We start from the raw sequence: 16,175 nt of genomic DNA on the forward strand, positions 1-16,175 counted from the left end.
CTAATTCGTAACGATCAGGATCGATACTTTTGCGGATGAATGCCCGTATATTTTTTGAAAACAGTACTGAAATAATGAGGGTTTTCATACCCCACCTTTTCAGCAATTTCCAGTATTTTTAAACTGGTAGATTTCAAAAGGCTCTTAGCCTCTTCCATACGAAGTTTGGTAATATATTCGGTGATCGTTACTCCTGTTTCTTGTTTGAAGATCAAGCTGATGTAGTTAGGCGTTAGATAGATTTCCTCAGAAATCTTCATGACACTGATGTCCTCTTTATACTTTAGCTTGATGATATCCATCATTTTTTGGATCACTTTGGTGTTCTTTTGATTATACTTATTGGAAAAATATTTCGCCATAAGATTGAACAGGTTTGAGATATAGTTGTTTAAATCGTGGGCATTTTCCTTCTTATAAATGGATTCAAAGATAAGGGAGCGTTTACCAACAATGCTATCGATATCCTCGCTTAGATCCTGTGCAGTTCTGGATGCGATGCAAACCATTTCTAAGCATATGCTTTGTATGTAATCTACAGGCATGTTTTTGAGTTGATCGAACATGCTGCTAAGGATTTTTGAGACGCCGTCGCTGTCTCCAAGCTTAATAGCGTTCATTAGCAGATTCTCTGATTCGTAGAAATTAGACCTATCGACCGTATTAGCGGAGATATCATTGATGCTATTAATATCGCTGATATGGAGGATTGAATTTTTTCCGGTATGAAATTTGTACTTTAATGCCATACAGGCATCCTTATAGGAGGAGTGAATGGCTAGAATATTATTCACGGGGCGTCCGATTCCAACGGAAATGGAAATCTTCAAAAACTTCCTTAAGCACGCGAGTATTTCCTCGCATATTTCGGTATGTCTGTTCGTTCCCTCCATGTTCGAATTGAAAATGAGCACGAATTCATTTTCGTCTGCACAGAAGCTTACACCTGAATGAGCACTGCTAATAATTTCCTCAACAATATTAGAGATGCTAAAGCTAAGAATTTGCTTATCCTCTTCGGACTTCGTTTCCGTAATTGTATCGTAGTCATCCATTTGTATAACCGACACAAGAAAACTGTCCTCCGCATGTAGCGGTAGTTGATAAAAGTTCAATTTAGCCTGTATTTCTTTCTCATTGGCAGATACTCCCCAAATTAAGTTTCGGAGAAATTTCTCGCGAATTAATGGGAAATGCTCATGCAACTGCTGCTTTAAATGTGTCATTTCCGAGTGCAGATTGCGTTCGAGCTTGATGCGATGCACCACTTTTGTAACCATTTCGACGAGCTCATGGATTCTAACCGGCTTTAGAATATAGCCTTCGACATGGATGTCGAGCGCTGTTTTGGCATAGTTGAAATCCTGGATGCCACTGATAATAATGACTCTGATGTCACTTTCCCATTGCTTCAGTTTCATGGCAACCTCGAGTCCATCCACAAGCGGCATGCGAATATCGGTAAGCAAGATATCTGGTTTAAGCTCTTGACACAGCTCCAAGGCTTCCTGCCCATCGACAGCTTCAGCAATGACTTTAATCCCAAGCTTCTCCCAGTTCACACTATTGCTCAGCCCATCCCTGACAATAAACTCATCATCTGCTATGATCATCGTTAACATCGTAACCCTCCATTGTTGTAACAGCTGGGAATCTCAAGCGGACGGTAACGCCGGATTCTTCATTGTCATAAAATCGAATGCCATATTCATTTCCGAAAAAATGCTTGATTCTTTCATTTACATTTTGAATGGCAAAGAACTTTGAGCTGTTTGGATCAGTTAAGATGGCATTTAATTCCTCTACATCTGTCCCAACACCATTGTCACTAATGCTTATTTCAATTACGGAATCCAAGCGTTCACCTTTGATAACAATGGTGCCTATACCCCTTCTTTTCTCGATCCCATGGATAATTGAATTCTCTACAATCGGCTGTAAAATCAATTTAACCGTTAAATATCCAAGGATTTCCTGTGGAAAATCAATCGAAAAATCCAATTTATCTTTAAAGCGGATTTTCTGGATTATCAAATAGCTCTCTACTTGTTTTTTCTCATCTAGCAGCGGGATGACATTATTGCCCTTACTCAAGCTATACCTGAACGTATCCGAAAGCGAAGTCACCATAGTACTGATATCCGGTACATCATGTTTAATGGCCATCCAGTTCACAGAGTCTAGGGTGTTATATAAAAAGTGAGGATTGATCTGCGCCTGCAAGGCTTTTAGTTCAGCTTCGCGTTTGATCTTCTCGCTTATAAATAGTTTATCGATCAAGCTTTTTAGCTCAATCAGCATTTTATTATAGGTTTTGAAAAGGTATGAAAACTCATCGTTTCGTGTGTATTCCAGTGAAATTTCGAAGTTGCCATTTTGGACAATCTTCATGGATTTAACCAGCTTGCGAATGGGAAATGAAATATTATCTGCAAGCAATAAGGCCATTAGCAAGGCAACAATAGAGCATAGGATAATGACGATATAGATGAACTTATTAAAGGCGTTCAGCTCACCGTTTAATTCGCTCATAGGCGTTATTGAAACGATCGTCCAGTTTAAGTCGGGCATGTGCTCATAAGAAACAAACATATTCCCATTGCTGCGTTTCTCAATGAAAGATCCAGAACCCGCCAGGTTGTTTGTCATATTACCGCTCATATCAATTTCTTGACTCGCCGCTTTACCAAGCAAGGCAGTATTCGGGCTAATGATAATCGAGCTATGTTTATCTATGATGAAGGTTGAAGTACCAGCAGTAGGCTTTGACTTATTAAGAATATTATTAAAGTAATCAATGTCTACATCGATGGTGAGCAGTCCATTATAAGGAATCAGCATATCATCCAATCCGAATAATCTTTTGGCAATTTTAATGGTTGGGATGGTTGTAGAGGAAATGACGACTTTATCGAGTCCCACAACGGTATACTCTGCTTTGGGAGGAAGATCCAAATACCAGGGCGCTTGCTCGATCAGGCTGATATCGGAAACTTTATCTGAGAAGCTGTACATCAAATACTCAGGTCTGTTGATTAGATAGAGTCTTGGGATGAGCAAAGTTTGTGTCACATTGGGAACTGAATAATTCTCCAGAAGTTTATCCAACATGGACATTTCACTCACCAACGCTGTTTTATCGAAGGGATGCTGGGAGGATAATACACGAATCAGATCACGATTCAGGTATATTTCAGCTGAAATATCGTTAACTGCTTCTAATTTTTGATTAATATTAATTGCGATCATGGCCAGTTTTTCTTCTAAGGAGGTATTGATTTTATTGGTAATGATGCTAGTAGACTTAGCATATATCGTGTACGAAATAATAGAGGTTGGTAAGAGAATCAAGCCAATAAAATACAAAAGCAATCTACTGCGAATGCTGGTTGTAAAAAGAAACCGATTTAGAAAATTGCGTTTAAATGTTCTCAAAAGCATTGTATTTCTCCTTTGCCAATAAGAGTACTTTGCTAAAAACTTATCACAATATTCCAAAAAATTATATAATAATTATTACTGGGGGAATAAATATGCGAGTCAAATATCCGAAAATAATAGGTTCTCTAAGCCTTATAAGCGTGATAGCGTGCTTCTATTTGACTGTTAATGGCTGTACCGACAGTTTTACGAATATACAAGATAGGACGGAGCAGGAGAATGAAACAGTAACTGTATCAGATCAGGGGAAGTCGGCAAAGATCCATATTCAATACGCTCAAATGTCAGTCGCTTCTACCAAATTTGTTGAAGACGCTATCAAACGATTCAATGAGACCAATCAAGATAATATCTATATCGATTTATTAAAAATACCGCGTGATCGCTACTCCGAAACCTTGAATATGTTGAATGCTTCGGGCAAGGGTCCGGATGTCTATGAAGTAAGCAAGGAGTGGCTGACAAGCTATATTTATAAAGGATGGTTAGAGGATCTTTCCCCTTATATTGATGAGCCCTTTTTTAAGCCTTTTCCGAAATGGGCTATTGAATTTGCTAAGAATCCGTTAAACAAAGATAAATTCTATACAATACCCTCTAATCAAATTACGTACAGACTCATTTACAATAAGGAGTTGTTTCGTAAAGCAGGGTTAAATCCCGAATCTCCGCCAACCACATTAGATCAGCTTAAGAAATATGCCACTACTATCAGTGAGGCTGAGAAGGGAGCAAGAAAGTATGGTATCGCTCTGCCGATTGGAGAGGAATGGGGAGGATTGGTCCAGCCGATGGAGGCCACCAGCGCCTATAGTGGGGTTTACTTTTATAATTTTCAAAAGGGGACTTATGATTTAACCGGATTTAAGCCATGGTTAACGACATTTAAAGAGTTGGAAGAAAACGGTGGGCTGTTTCCAGGGATGGGCGCAATGAAGGATGATCTGGCGACTGCACAATTTGCAGAAGGGAATATTGGCATGATGTATGCCGCAAGTTGGAAGCCCACGATGTTGGCAGAGCAATATCCTCCGAAAAATGAATGGGGGGTAGCTATGCCTCCTGCAACAAGTGAAGCCACGATTGGTAAGGGGGCATTAGATATTCATGCAGCGGGGTTGAATGTAGTGAAGTCAGGTACGACCCACGTACAGGAAGCGGTGAAGGTATGGAAATATCTTTATTCGATAGATTATATAGGTAAGTTATATCAGAGTGGCAGTTTAATTCCGGTGATGGATGGGGTGTTAGCTAACCCGCTTTACACACCGACAATAGCTCACTTTAGCGAATTTTTACCAGGAAGCCAGGATTCAATTTATCCCAAAACTCCGTTGAACATGGAAGAGTGGGCTCGTTCGAAAGCGTATGTTTCCGCTATCCTCGATGGACAATCTATAGACGAGGTCTTACAGGCTGAAAATATGAGGCTTAATACCCTATTAAATGCTTTCTTCACAACCTTTGGCGTAAATAAAAACGATTATTATAATTCGAACTTTGATTCGCAGAATCCATTAAGAAAGTAGCCAAGTAACTATTTTAAAAAGTGTAGAGATTTTTAGACTTTATTATAGGTTTGTTTATTTTGCTTCTTTTTTGTTTCGTTTATAGTGAATTTGTAAGCGAAGACAAGAAAAGGAGGAAACGCAATTAACAGCCAATCTTACGCAACAAGCAAGACTAACAGACCGAATAGAATCAAGCGCATTATCAAGGAACTTAAGAAAAATAAAGTATTATTGTCCATGCTCATCCCTGGTCTAATCATTCTGCTAATCAACAATTATTTACCGATGTTTGGCATATTGCTGGCGTTTAAAGATTTTAAGTTTACATCAGACAATTTTTTTTCAAGCCTTCTCGCAAGCGATTGGGTAGGATTTAAGAATTTCGAGTTTTTCACAAAATCTATCTATGCTTACACGATCACCCGCAATACATTGCTTTACAATGGTGCTTTTATCATTCTTACACTCGTTACGGCTATTCCTGCCGCTATCCTAATGAATGAATTAAGAAATCGTACGCTTGCTAAGTTCTATCAGTCGGCTATGCTGTTGCCGCAATTTTTATCTTGGGTCGTTGTCGGTATTCTCGCATTTTCATTTTTGAGCATGGATATGGGGTTCATTAACAAGAATGTGTTGGCTCCATTGGGCTTCAATCCTATTCTTTGGTATAACGAGCCGCATTATTGGCCGTATATACTCCCGCTAGTTCATATTTGGAAGACATTGGGATATTACAGTATTATTTTCTTAGCGGGGATTACGGGCATTGATTCGGAAATCTACGAGGCAGCTGTTATTGATGGCGCTAGTAAAGCAAAGCAGATCTTCTATATCACGATTCCATTGCTTTTTCCGCTGATGATTATTATCACCCTGCTGCAGATTGGAAGAGTCTTTTATGCAGATTTCGGTCTTTTCTACCAGACGACACAAAACTCAGGCATCTTGTATTCGGCGACTAATGTAATTGATGTTTATGTGTATAACGCATTAAGAGTGACTGGGGATGCCAGCATGGCAGCTGCTGTGGGATTATATCAAGCTACTGCAGGCTTTATTTTGGTCATTACCAGTAACTGGATTGTCAAACGAATAAATAAAGATTCTGCTTTGTTTTAGGAGACGAATGCAATGAAGTTTACATCGCACAAAAAAAGGGAACTAAATACAGTTTCGAAGACGACGAATATTGTCTTAAATCTCATTTTTATGGTTTACGTTATCCTATGTATAAGTCCTTTAGTGCTTGTGTTTATGATATCCATTACGGATGAACAATCAATCGTCTCTAATGGTTTCAGCTTCTTCCCTGAGAAATTTAGTTGGATGGCTTATACCTATATTTTTCATGATTCAAGTCAAATCATTCGCTCGTATGGGATCTCGATCTTCGTTACAGTTGTAGGCACACTAGTCAGCGTGTTAGTGACAGCGCTTTATGCCTATCCCATATCAAGACCTGATCTAAAGTCGAGAAATATTTTCGCATTCCTCATCTTTTTCACATTGCTCTTTAGCGGAGGGCTTGTACCTTATTATATGGTTTATAGTAATGTCTTGCATTTGAAGGATACCTTGATTGTCTTAATCCTGCCCTTGCTGCTTACACCCTTTTATGTCCTGATTATGCGAACTTTTTTTGCGACCAATGTACCAGATGCGATTTTGGAATCAGCTAAAATAGATGGAGCAGGCGAGTATCGTATATTTTTCAGCATTGTGCTTAATCTTTCCAAACCTGTACTTGCCACAATTGGTTTATTTAACACAATTACCTACTGGAATGAGTGGTTTACGGCATTATTGTTCATTACGAATCCCAAGCTTATGCCGCTGCAGTTGCTTCTGCATAATATTCAAAGCTCGATTCAAATCATTCTCGAACTAGCAGATAAGAGCCCAGGCAGCATTTCCGTGGAAACTTTACCTAGTCAAAGCGCTCGAATGGGAATGGTCGTTATTGCAATTGGGCCTATTATTTTAGCCTATCCGTTTTTACAAAAATATTTTATTAAAGGATTAACGGTAGGTGCTATAAAAGGCTAGTTTCAACCAATTTATATATGGATTATTTTGGTTGATTTAGTATATAATCGGTAAAACCGAAAGGGGAAAACTATGTTTAAAACAAAAAGATACGTCGGATTTACGCTTGTACCAGCTATCATGCTAACGGCTGCACTAACCGGTTGCTCCAAAGAATCAACAAGCGATAAAGCATCCACTGCTCCAGCTACGGCAGCCGCAACACAAGTGGCTAAAGAATCACTCCCTCCTGTTGAACTTAATTGGGCTATGCCCGTTGCTGGAACAGGTGCCCCTAAGGATGTTGCACTCGTGGAAGCGGAAATTAATAAATACCTGAAAGATAAAATTAACGCAACAGTCAAGTTGAATATGATACCTTTTGGAACTTGGGCAGATAAATCAAATGTTATTATCTCTTCAGGTGAAAGCGTAGACATTATGTTTACAGCTGGCTGGTCCAACTATAGACAAAACGTAATCAAAGGTTCCTTCATTGATATGACAGATTTAATTACGAAATATGCACCTAAAACAAAAGCAGCTTTAGACCCTGCATTTTTAGCCGGCTCCAAAGTAAATGGCAAGAACTATGCTTTACCTACGCAGAAAGAATTGGCTCATCAATACGGTTTCTTATACCGTGCGGATATTGCTGAGAAATACAACATGGACCTTTCAAAGGTTAAAACGTTAGATGATTTGGAACCATTCCTGAAAATTATTAAGGAGAAAGAACCGAACATGTATCCGATTCTGGCCGGTCAGGTTCAGAACAACAGCTTAACATTGAATTTGGATTATGATCCAATTGGAGACGCTACCATTCCTGGCAAGCTCGTTCCAGGCGGTAATACGACAGTCATTAATGATCTGGCTACACCAGAAACGAAAGCCCTCTTCACACTATGGCATAAGTATTATACGGCGGGATACATTCGTAAAGACGCTGCAACTGTAACCGATATTACATCTGACAGAAAGAGTGGGAAATTCTTCTTGACGATCGGTACCTTAAAGCCATTAGCGAATGAAGAAATAGCCGCAGCTAATGGAGGATTCCCTTACAAACAAATCTATTTACGCCCAGCTTCAATTAATGGCAATGATACGCAAGGCTCCATGCAGGCCATCTCCCGTACATCGAAAAATCCAGAAAGAGCAATGATGTTCCTGGAATTGCTGAATACGGATAAATATCTTAACAACTTAATCAACAATGGGATTGAAGGTAAACACTTTGTAAAAGTATCGGACAATGTTATTGACTTCGCTCCAGGTGTTGATGCTCAAACTTCTGGTTATTACCCTGGCGTTTACTGGGTATTCGCTAATCAGTATTTGAACTACTTCTATAAAGGACAGAACACAACGAAATGGGATCAGTTCAAATCGTTTAATGCTTCTGCAGTTTCAAGTAAGTTAATGGGCTTTAATTTCGACCAAGAGCCTGTTAAAACGGAAATAGCTGCAATTGCTAACGTAAATGCAGAATTTAATGCAGGATTAAGCACGGGAACATTAGATCCAGAGGTCTATCTGCCTAAGTACCTTGACAAGCTTAAGCAAGCAGGTGTGGATAAAGTTATTGCAGAGAAGCAAAAGCAGGTTGATGCATGGTTGGCTGCTGGTGGAAATAAATAACTGATTTCTAACAGAGTTGGCGTAGATCCTTATTACGCCAACTCGATTTATATCTACTTCATAAAATGAAATAAGTAGTTGCATGTGGAGGGGTTTGGGGCATGAAAGTAACGATTTGGAATGAAGGCAGACATGAGCAAACGAATGAAATTGTCGCGAATATATATCCGCAAGGAATCCATGGAGCGATTGCGGAGGGACTGAGCGAGCATGGCATAGATGCGCGAACCGCTACACTAGATGAGCCTGAGCATGGGTTAACACAAGCTATTCTGGATGACACCGATGTATTGATCTGGTGGGGACACATGGCTCATAACGAAGTTCAGGACGAAATTGTGAACCGTATTCAGCAGCGAGTACTAGCTGGCATGGGACTTATCGTTCTGCATTCAGCTCATTTTTCCAAAATATTTAAAAGGTTGATGGGGACCACTTGTGACTTGTTGTGGAGAGTGGCAAACGAGAAGGAACGGCTTTGGGTAATTAACCCGGGACATCCGATCGCACAAGGGCTTCCTCGGTATTTAGAATTAGAAAAAGAAGAGATGTACGGCGAGTTCTTTGATATACCAGAGCCGGATGAGCTCATATTTCTTAGCTGGTTTCAAGGTGGTGAAGTATTTAGAAGCGGGTGCACATTCCGACGCGGTCTTGGGAAAATCTTTTATTTCCGTCCGGGACATGAAACGTTTCCGACGTATTATCAACGAGACATACGTCAAGTAATTGCTAATAGTGTACGCTGGGCTGCCCCAGAGTCAGGGCTTACACCTTTTAAAGCTCAAAATGGACAATTTCCAGCTATCGAAGCGGTACCTGGCAAAGACGCATAAAGAAAGGAGTTATCGCTAGCATGACAAAGTTGAATATAGCCGTAATCGGTACCGGAGGCATATTTAGAGCATTCTATTGGCCGTTAATTCAGGAAAATAAAGAGATTGAGCTAATAGCTCTATGTGATATTCTTCCTTCCAAAGCGCAAGTTTACGCAGATGAAGCCGAGGTCCCTGTATATGGTGATTTTTACGAACTTCTTGCGCAGGAGACGGAAGTTGATGCTATCTTCATCTGTACACCAAATCTGTATCACTCTGAGTATGCCATAGCAGCGCTAAATGCAGGTATACATGTCTTCTGCGAAAAGCCGGATGCCGTTAGCGTGGCGGAAGCGGTAAAGATGAAGGAAGCAGCAGAGCATAATAACCGACATTTAATGGTCATGAGAAATAATCGCTATCGGCCTGAGGCTAGGTGGTTAAAGCAGGTCACTCAAAGCGGGTATTTCGGAGAGCTGTATGCAGGACGCTGCGGATGGATCCGAAGAAGGGGGATACCAGGCAAGGGAGGTTGGTTTACCACGAAGGAATTATCAGGCGGTGGGCCGCTCATTGATCTTGGAGTCCATATGATTGACTTGGCAGTCTGGATCATGGGCAATCCGAAACCCGTTACTGTAAGCGGATCTACCTACTGCAAGTTTGCTAATTCCGAGTTGGCGGACTCGGCGCATAGCAGTTTTGGCGAGAGTCAATCCGGAGGCCATTTTGACGTAGAGGATCTGGCAAATGGCTATATTCGGTTCGATAACGGTGCAACTCTACAGATCGAATTCAGCTGGGCGTCTAATATTGAGCAGGAACGCAGTTTCGTGGAGCTCCGTGGAACACAGGCGGGTTTCAGTTTGGATGGAAATGAATTAAAGATATTTTCGGAGCTGCATGGCGCACTTTGTAATATTCATCCGCTGGTTCCCCCTGGAAAAGGTGGGCATCCAGTGAATATTGAACATTTTATTGATGTAGTGCTCCGTGAAACAGACCCTGATTTTACCCCCTCTCAGGGAGTAGACATGATTAAAATTCTGGAAGCAATTTATGAGTCGGCGCGTCTCGGACGTGAGGTTGCATTATAATTTATCGGCAGGGTGTAGTGCAAAGATTTAATTGATGATAAGGTAACTCAAGGTATTAAGGAGATCTTTTGTAGTGGAGCGTGCCTGACGGCTGCTCTTCTTTTTGTTTTACTGAAGTAAGGGATAGGAGGGGAGACTAAATCACATTCGTCTATGGCGAAAACGAAAGCATAGTGAAAAATCTGGACTCGTTATATAATGATATTATTTAAAGGAATAAGTCGTGGCAAAAAACTTATGAGGTGGACAATGAAATCATATTTAAATCTTCTCCGTGATGTGATGGATCATGGAGTTCGTAAAGAGGATCGGACTGGTACAGGTACCATATCCGTTTTTGGAAGACAATTGAGGGTTAATTTAGCAGAGGGATTTCCGTTACTGACAACCAAGAAACTGCACATCAAATCCATTGTTCATGAACTGCTGTGGTTTATAAGCGGCAGCACGAATGTCCAATATTTGCGCGAAAATGGTGTTTCGATTTGGGATGAGTGGGCGGATGAAGATGGAAATCTTGGCCGCGTATACGGTGCACAGTGGCGTACATGGCTGGCGCCAAATGGGCAAATTATCGATCAAATTGAGAAACTGATTCATCAAATCAAGACGAATCCGGATTCTCGCAGACACTTAGTCAGCGCTTGGAACCCTGCGGAAGTGGATAACATGGCGCTGCCGCCTTGCCACTATGCGTTTCAATTTTATGTAGCGAATGGTCGTTTATCGTGCATGTTCCAAATGCGATCCGTGGACACGTTCTTGGGTCTGCCTTTTAATCTGGCGTCATATGCGCTGTTAACCCATATGATTGCTCAGCAATGTGATCTCGAAGTAGGGGATCTGATCTGGAACGGCGGCGATGTACACATCTATCAGAATCATGTTGAACAAGTGAATAAACAGCTAACGAGAGAACCACAAGAGCTGCCAACGTTGCATATCAAAAGGAAGCCAGCTTCCATTTTCGACTATCAATTCGATGATTTTGAATTTTTGAATTATACACCGCTGCCGGGCATTAAGGCGCCGATTGCGATCTAAGGAAGTTGTTGTAACGAAAGGAGTGTTCGCCGTATGAGTATTTCATTTATTTTTGCGATGGATCGTAACCGAGCCATTGGCGTCAATAATAAGCTGCCTTGGCATCTGCCAGGCGATTTGAAGTTCTTCAAGAACGTGACAATGGGGCATCCCATCTTGATGGGGCGCAAGACGTACGAGTCCATCGGCAAGCCGCTTCCCGGAAGACGGAACGTTATTCTCACCCAGAATACGGCGTATCAAGCCGAGGGTTGCGAAGTGATTCACTCGGTGGACGAAGCGATCAGCGCGTTCGAGGATCAGGAACTGTTCGTCATCGGCGGAGCAGAGATTTTCAAACTCTTTGCCTCCCATGTGAATCGGATGTACATCACTTACATCGAGGATGAGTTCGAAGCGGACACGTATATGTCGGACCTCGATTTGGCCAATTGGACCCTCGTATCGTCTGAGCAAGGTGAGCGAAACGAGAAAAATCCGTATGAGTATTATTTCCGGATTTACGAGCGATGAACTTCTGGGGACTAGTCCCCAAGGGCAGTTGGACGATGAATAGCTGAACGAGCTGAATGAGCTGTTAGATGGAAAAAGTACAGTTATTTTCAGCCGTTTCCTCGGATGGAGCCTATTAACTGGAAAACATACAGCTAATTCTAGGGAAATCAGCCTTCTAGGCGGATTTGATCGGAATTAACATCATATTTTCCATCTATTTGGAATAATTTGTGGGAATGTGCCAGATTAGATGTACTTTTTACAGCTAAATTCGATAAGGTGCTGCGGCGCACGCGCAGTAGGAGCCGTGTGCATCATTTGCTGCCCCCAATAAAAGGGGTTCTTCAATAAGTCCCCATAACAAAAAGGATGGGCGAGAAACCGTAAGGTTTTCCGTCCATCCTTTTTGAGTACCAATGAGTCTGGTATTCTACCAGGCCCATGCCTTTTCATTAACTTTAATGGCGTTTTCCTCACATTTCCACTATTTTTAGTCGATATATACAATAGGACAAAGGAGGCGATGAACATGACAAAACCGGATATTTTCGTATTTACAGGGACGGCTGGTTCTGGCAGGAAAACGATGGCTCATCGATTAGGCATTGAGATCAATCTAATGCACGTTGTGTCTTGTACAACTCGTCTGCCTCGTGGTAAAGAAAGGCTAGATTTGGACTATCACTATGTATCCAAAGATGAATTTGAAGAAATGCTGTGGAATGGTCACTTTGTCGAGTCAGTGGAAATTGACAACGAAAAGTATGGAATACGTACTCGGGACTTAGAGAATGCTTTACTAAGCGGCAAGGCTGTATATTTGATTTTGAACCGTGAAGGTGCTTCGGTCATTAAACAATTATACGGAGACCGGGTTATCCGTCTATTCCTTTATGTAGATAAACCAACTGTCAGGGAACGGCTTGAAAGTAAGGGCACCGAACCAGAACTGATTGATCATATTTTGAATCATTACACTGAAGAAGTAGGTTACCGTAAATTATGTGAGCACATCTTTCAGAATCTGGACATTACCGAGACACGTAATCAAATTAAAGAAGTTATCCGTACGTATCGACCTGAAATATGCTAAATGCAGCGCCGAGTATAGATTTCGGATTTCTCGTCATCCTCAAGGGCTTTTTTGGCCCTTGCTTTTAGTTCTTCCCAGATTTCATTCAACAAAAAAGGGGCTGTCCAGAAAGTCAGTTTTCACTGACTTTCTGGACAGCCCCTTTGAAACCATGGAAATTGTACTTATTTACGTTTTCTAACTAACGCTAGGATTAACGCTAACGCGCCAAGTACCACAGCAGCGATGGACAGGTACAGCGATGTGTTCGATTCCGAACTATCCCCCGCAGATGCTGTTCCAGCTGTTACATTCCCGTGACTGTCTGTCGTTGCGCCAGCGGCAGATTTCGCTTTAACAGTCGTAACAGAAGCGGGTTTGTCGGAGCCATTCGCCCCAACCCATTCAACGACAGAACCGTCTTTGTAAGTTTGGTAAGCTTTCCAAACGATTTGCGTAGCGGTATCAGCGACTTTACCCTGCATGTTGAAATCACCGAATTCAGTTGCACCTAGTCCATCACCCGTTGCTGTCCAAGTAACGCCAGTAATTTTGCCAGCAGCGTCTTTGGCGATGTCATACTTCCAACCTGCTTTAGGTTCAAAACGAGAAACAGCTACAGAATCAAGCGGGAATTTGACTTCGACTTTTGTAGTCGCAATGTCCTTCTCAGAAGGTACACGAACGGTAAAAACTTCATAGCTGCCTTGCGTAGCTTCTTTCGGATATACAGTGACGTGAGCGCTTGCGATCCCTACTAGGAGCATGGATGCGATCATCATCGAGCTTGCGGTTAACATAAACTTTTTAAACATGGCATGTATTTCCCCTTTCGATTTCAACTCTTACCATGTTGTCCATATTACCTGATGGGCAAGCAGATGAGTATGACTCGACTGGGCTATTTTTTCGACTAGTTTTGTCCAAATCGTAGCATTTATGTGTTTCGCGTCAGAAGTTGTCTCTATTCTTTTGGATAGGGGTGTAACTAGAATTTCAAATAAATGTAAAATATACAGGTAATTCAACCGTTTTTCGCAATATTTAGTAAATAGATGGAAAAAGTCCATCTATTTGTTGTGAAATTGGCAGTATGGTGGATTATAGCAGAAATTAGCTGTACAAAATCCATCTATCTCTCCTCAAGAGCGAAAATCAGTCGAAATAACAACATAAAATCCATTTAATTTGTTTTCAGGTGGCGGAGGAAGGGTGGACGGCAGGAGTAGTGGTTGAGGTTGAAGTTGAAGTTGTGAAGTTGAAGTTGAAGTTGAAGTTGAAGTTGAAGTTGAAGTTGAAGTTGAAGTTGTAGTAGCAGTAGCAGTTGCAGTAAGTGGCGATGACATACAGCAGAAAAAGACCAGTTAACATTCGCAGGAGCAATGTTAACTGGTCTATGCTATTTCCGTGTCAAACCATGCTTAATGGCGAAAGCTGTGAGCTGCACACGATTTTCAAGGGATAGCTTTACGAGGATGTTTTTCATATGATTTTTCACCGTATGCTCGGAGATAAGCAGCTTCTCGGCGATCACCCGGTTATTATCTCCTTGAGCAACATAGGCGGTGATTTCTTGTTCACGCGACGTAAGCATATGAGGGCTCGGGCCTTCACTGTGTGCGCTAACTGGTGAGCGGAAACGTCCGAATAGCTTGTCCGCCATGCCGCGCGCCACCTCTGAATTATCGTCAAGCAGGGCACGCAGATAGCTGAGCCATTCATCGGGATCCATGTTTTTGAGCAGATACCCTTGCGCACCGAATTGTAAAGCTGTGAAGAGATCGGCAACATCATCGGACACGGTGAGCATAATGATGCGCATCCCGCCATAGGCTTGTTTAATGTGTCGGGTAGCTTGTAAACCGTCCATCGGCGACATATGAATGTCCATTAAGATGACTTCTGGCGCTAGCTCGCCACAAAGTCGAATCGCTTCTTCGCCGCTGCTAGCTTCGCCGACGATGAAGAAATCCGGGCATGGCGCCAGCATGCTTTGTATCGCTTTGCGCGCTAAGGGATGATCATCAACAATAAGAACGCGAAAGGGCATCTGTTCCGTCATTAACTGTTCACCGTTCTTTCGGCTTGAACAGTCAGTTCTGTGCCAGCGTCCTTCTCACTCCGCAACTCAAGAGTAGCACCGAGCTCGGAAGCTCGTTTTTGCATGAGCTCAATGCCATAAGTCGTGTTCTTACGATTAACCTTCGGATCAGGCTGCATGCCGCATCCGTTGTCTGTGATGTGCATCCGCCAGTGATGGTGGTCATCTTCCAAATGGAAGGTAGCATCGGTTGCCATCGAATGCTTGCGAATGTTGGTGAAAGCCTCCTGCATAATGCCGAAGAGGAGGATTTCTTCATTAGGTGAGAAGCTATTTTCGGTGATGTTCACTGTCTCTTTAAGCTCAATGCCCGTGACCAATCGCCAATTGTCTAAATAGGTATGAATGCGTTGCCCGAACGAAGTACCCTCTTCTGGTGGCGTTCGCAGATTGAAAATAGCCTGACGCAAGGAATTGTCGATCTCAGAAACAGCCGCTTTCGCTTCTTCGATGTCGCCTTGACGCAGCTTCACATTCAAGAAGAAGAGGGTCTGTGCCAAATCGTCATGCAGCTCGCGAGCCAGGCGTTCTCGTTCCTCGAAGACCGCTCTGCGGGCTTCACTGAGCAGGATTTTCTCATTGCTGCGTTCCATGCTAGTGAACATCCAAGAAGCGAAGAGATAAGATAGAAGCAATGTAATCACGGTTATCGTGAAATTGCCAGCTTCCATCGTCAAATAGCGCAAAAGAAATTCATGACGAATATATTCAAATCCGCCAATAATGAAGACGGGCACTAGTACCGTAAAAAGCTTGTATTTACGCATAGACATGCAGGGGATCGACTCCTTTTTATAATAAAGCATAGCATGTATTCCCTAAGATAGGTTAGCCGTAGAATTGGAACGGTTTCCATTATAACAGATCTTATTCAGAATTCTTCACAAAAAATAGAGGAGGTACTTCTCAATTCCCGCATGATTG

The 16,175-nt window shown here is 42.0% G+C and carries 14 protein-coding genes; 9 read left to right on the forward strand and 5 right to left on the reverse strand.

Annotation, left to right across the window (positions count from 1 at the left end; all coding sequences use genetic code 11):
- Window positions 1-14 precede the first annotated feature (14 nt).
- Together AC58PV_RS18365 and AC58PV_RS18370 are read right to left on the reverse strand one after the other, a co-directional pair.
- Entirely contained in the window at window positions 15-1,622 is a 1,608-nt protein-coding gene (locus tag AC58PV_RS18365; protein WP_497433699.1) for a response regulator, read from the reverse strand.
- On the reverse strand, window positions 1,597-3,441 hold the full coding sequence (locus AC58PV_RS18370; RefSeq protein ID WP_497433700.1) for a cache domain-containing sensor histidine kinase: 1,845 nt from the start codon (window positions 3,439-3,441) through the stop codon (window positions 1,597-1,599). The genes AC58PV_RS18365 and AC58PV_RS18370 overlap by 26 nt, the downstream gene beginning before the upstream one ends.
- Between AC58PV_RS18370 and AC58PV_RS18375 the strand changes: the two genes are divergently transcribed.
- The 9 genes from AC58PV_RS18375 (at window position 3,426) to AC58PV_RS18415 (ending at window position 13,171) form a co-directional block, all read left to right on the forward strand.
- Window positions 3,426-4,970 carry an ABC transporter substrate-binding protein gene (locus AC58PV_RS18375; protein WP_497433701.1) on the forward strand — a complete coding sequence of 515 codons (1,545 nt, stop codon included), beginning with the start codon at window positions 3,426-3,428 and terminating at the stop codon, window positions 4,968-4,970. The two genes, AC58PV_RS18370 and AC58PV_RS18375, sit on opposite strands and share 16 nt — an antisense overlap.
- A 219-nt stretch (window positions 4,971-5,189) precedes the next feature.
- Complete coding sequence (locus tag AC58PV_RS18380) at window positions 5,190-6,074, forward strand: ABC transporter permease (protein ID WP_497433746.1); 885 nt, start codon at window positions 5,190-5,192, stop codon at window positions 6,072-6,074.
- Between the two features lie 12 nt (window positions 6,075-6,086).
- On the forward strand, window positions 6,087-7,001 hold the full coding sequence (locus AC58PV_RS18385) for a carbohydrate ABC transporter permease (RefSeq protein WP_497433702.1): 915 nt from the start codon (window positions 6,087-6,089) through the stop codon (window positions 6,999-7,001).
- Window positions 7,002-7,073: 72 nt separating this feature from the next.
- On the forward strand, window positions 7,074-8,624 hold the full coding sequence (locus AC58PV_RS18390; protein WP_497433703.1) for an ABC transporter substrate-binding protein: 1,551 nt from the start codon (window positions 7,074-7,076) through the stop codon (window positions 8,622-8,624).
- Window positions 8,625-8,725: 101 nt separating this feature from the next.
- Window positions 8,726-9,460, forward strand: coding sequence for a ThuA domain-containing protein (locus AC58PV_RS18395; protein WP_497433705.1), 735 nt, complete (start codon window positions 8,726-8,728; stop codon window positions 9,458-9,460).
- A gap of 20 nt (window positions 9,461-9,480) precedes the next feature.
- Complete coding sequence (locus AC58PV_RS18400) at window positions 9,481-10,539, forward strand: Gfo/Idh/MocA family protein (protein WP_497433706.1); 1,059 nt, start codon at window positions 9,481-9,483, stop codon at window positions 10,537-10,539.
- Between the two features lie 249 nt (window positions 10,540-10,788).
- The gene (thyA, locus tag AC58PV_RS18405) at window positions 10,789-11,583 is read left to right on the forward strand and encodes a thymidylate synthase (RefSeq protein ID WP_497433707.1); all 795 of its coding nucleotides are present in this window, start codon (window positions 10,789-10,791) and stop codon (window positions 11,581-11,583) included.
- Window positions 11,584-11,616: 33 nt separating this feature from the next.
- Complete coding sequence (locus AC58PV_RS18410; protein ID WP_497433709.1) at window positions 11,617-12,096, forward strand: dihydrofolate reductase; 480 nt, start codon at window positions 11,617-11,619, stop codon at window positions 12,094-12,096.
- Window positions 12,097-12,607: 511 nt separating this feature from the next.
- Window positions 12,608-13,171, forward strand: coding sequence for a guanylate kinase (locus AC58PV_RS18415; protein WP_497433710.1), 564 nt, complete (start codon window positions 12,608-12,610; stop codon window positions 13,169-13,171).
- A gap of 164 nt (window positions 13,172-13,335) precedes the next feature.
- On the opposite strand, the gene AC58PV_RS18420 is transcribed toward AC58PV_RS18415, so the two are convergent.
- From AC58PV_RS18420 to AC58PV_RS18430, 3 genes are all read right to left on the reverse strand, one after another.
- Complete coding sequence (locus tag AC58PV_RS18420) at window positions 13,336-13,965, reverse strand: YcnI family copper-binding membrane protein (protein ID WP_497433712.1); 630 nt, start codon at window positions 13,963-13,965, stop codon at window positions 13,336-13,338.
- A 584-nt stretch (window positions 13,966-14,549) separates the two neighbouring features.
- Complete coding sequence (locus AC58PV_RS18425) at window positions 14,550-15,212, reverse strand: response regulator (protein ID WP_497433713.1); 663 nt, start codon at window positions 15,210-15,212, stop codon at window positions 14,550-14,552.
- Window positions 15,212-16,024: a sensor histidine kinase gene (locus AC58PV_RS18430; protein WP_497433714.1), complete on the reverse strand. Its 813-nt coding sequence runs from the start codon at window positions 16,022-16,024 to the stop codon at window positions 15,212-15,214. Before AC58PV_RS18430 ends, AC58PV_RS18425 begins: the two co-directional genes overlap by 1 nt.
- Window positions 16,025-16,175 lie beyond the last annotated feature (151 nt).

It is taken from the genome of Paenibacillus sp. J22FR83 (assembly GCF_059691955.1).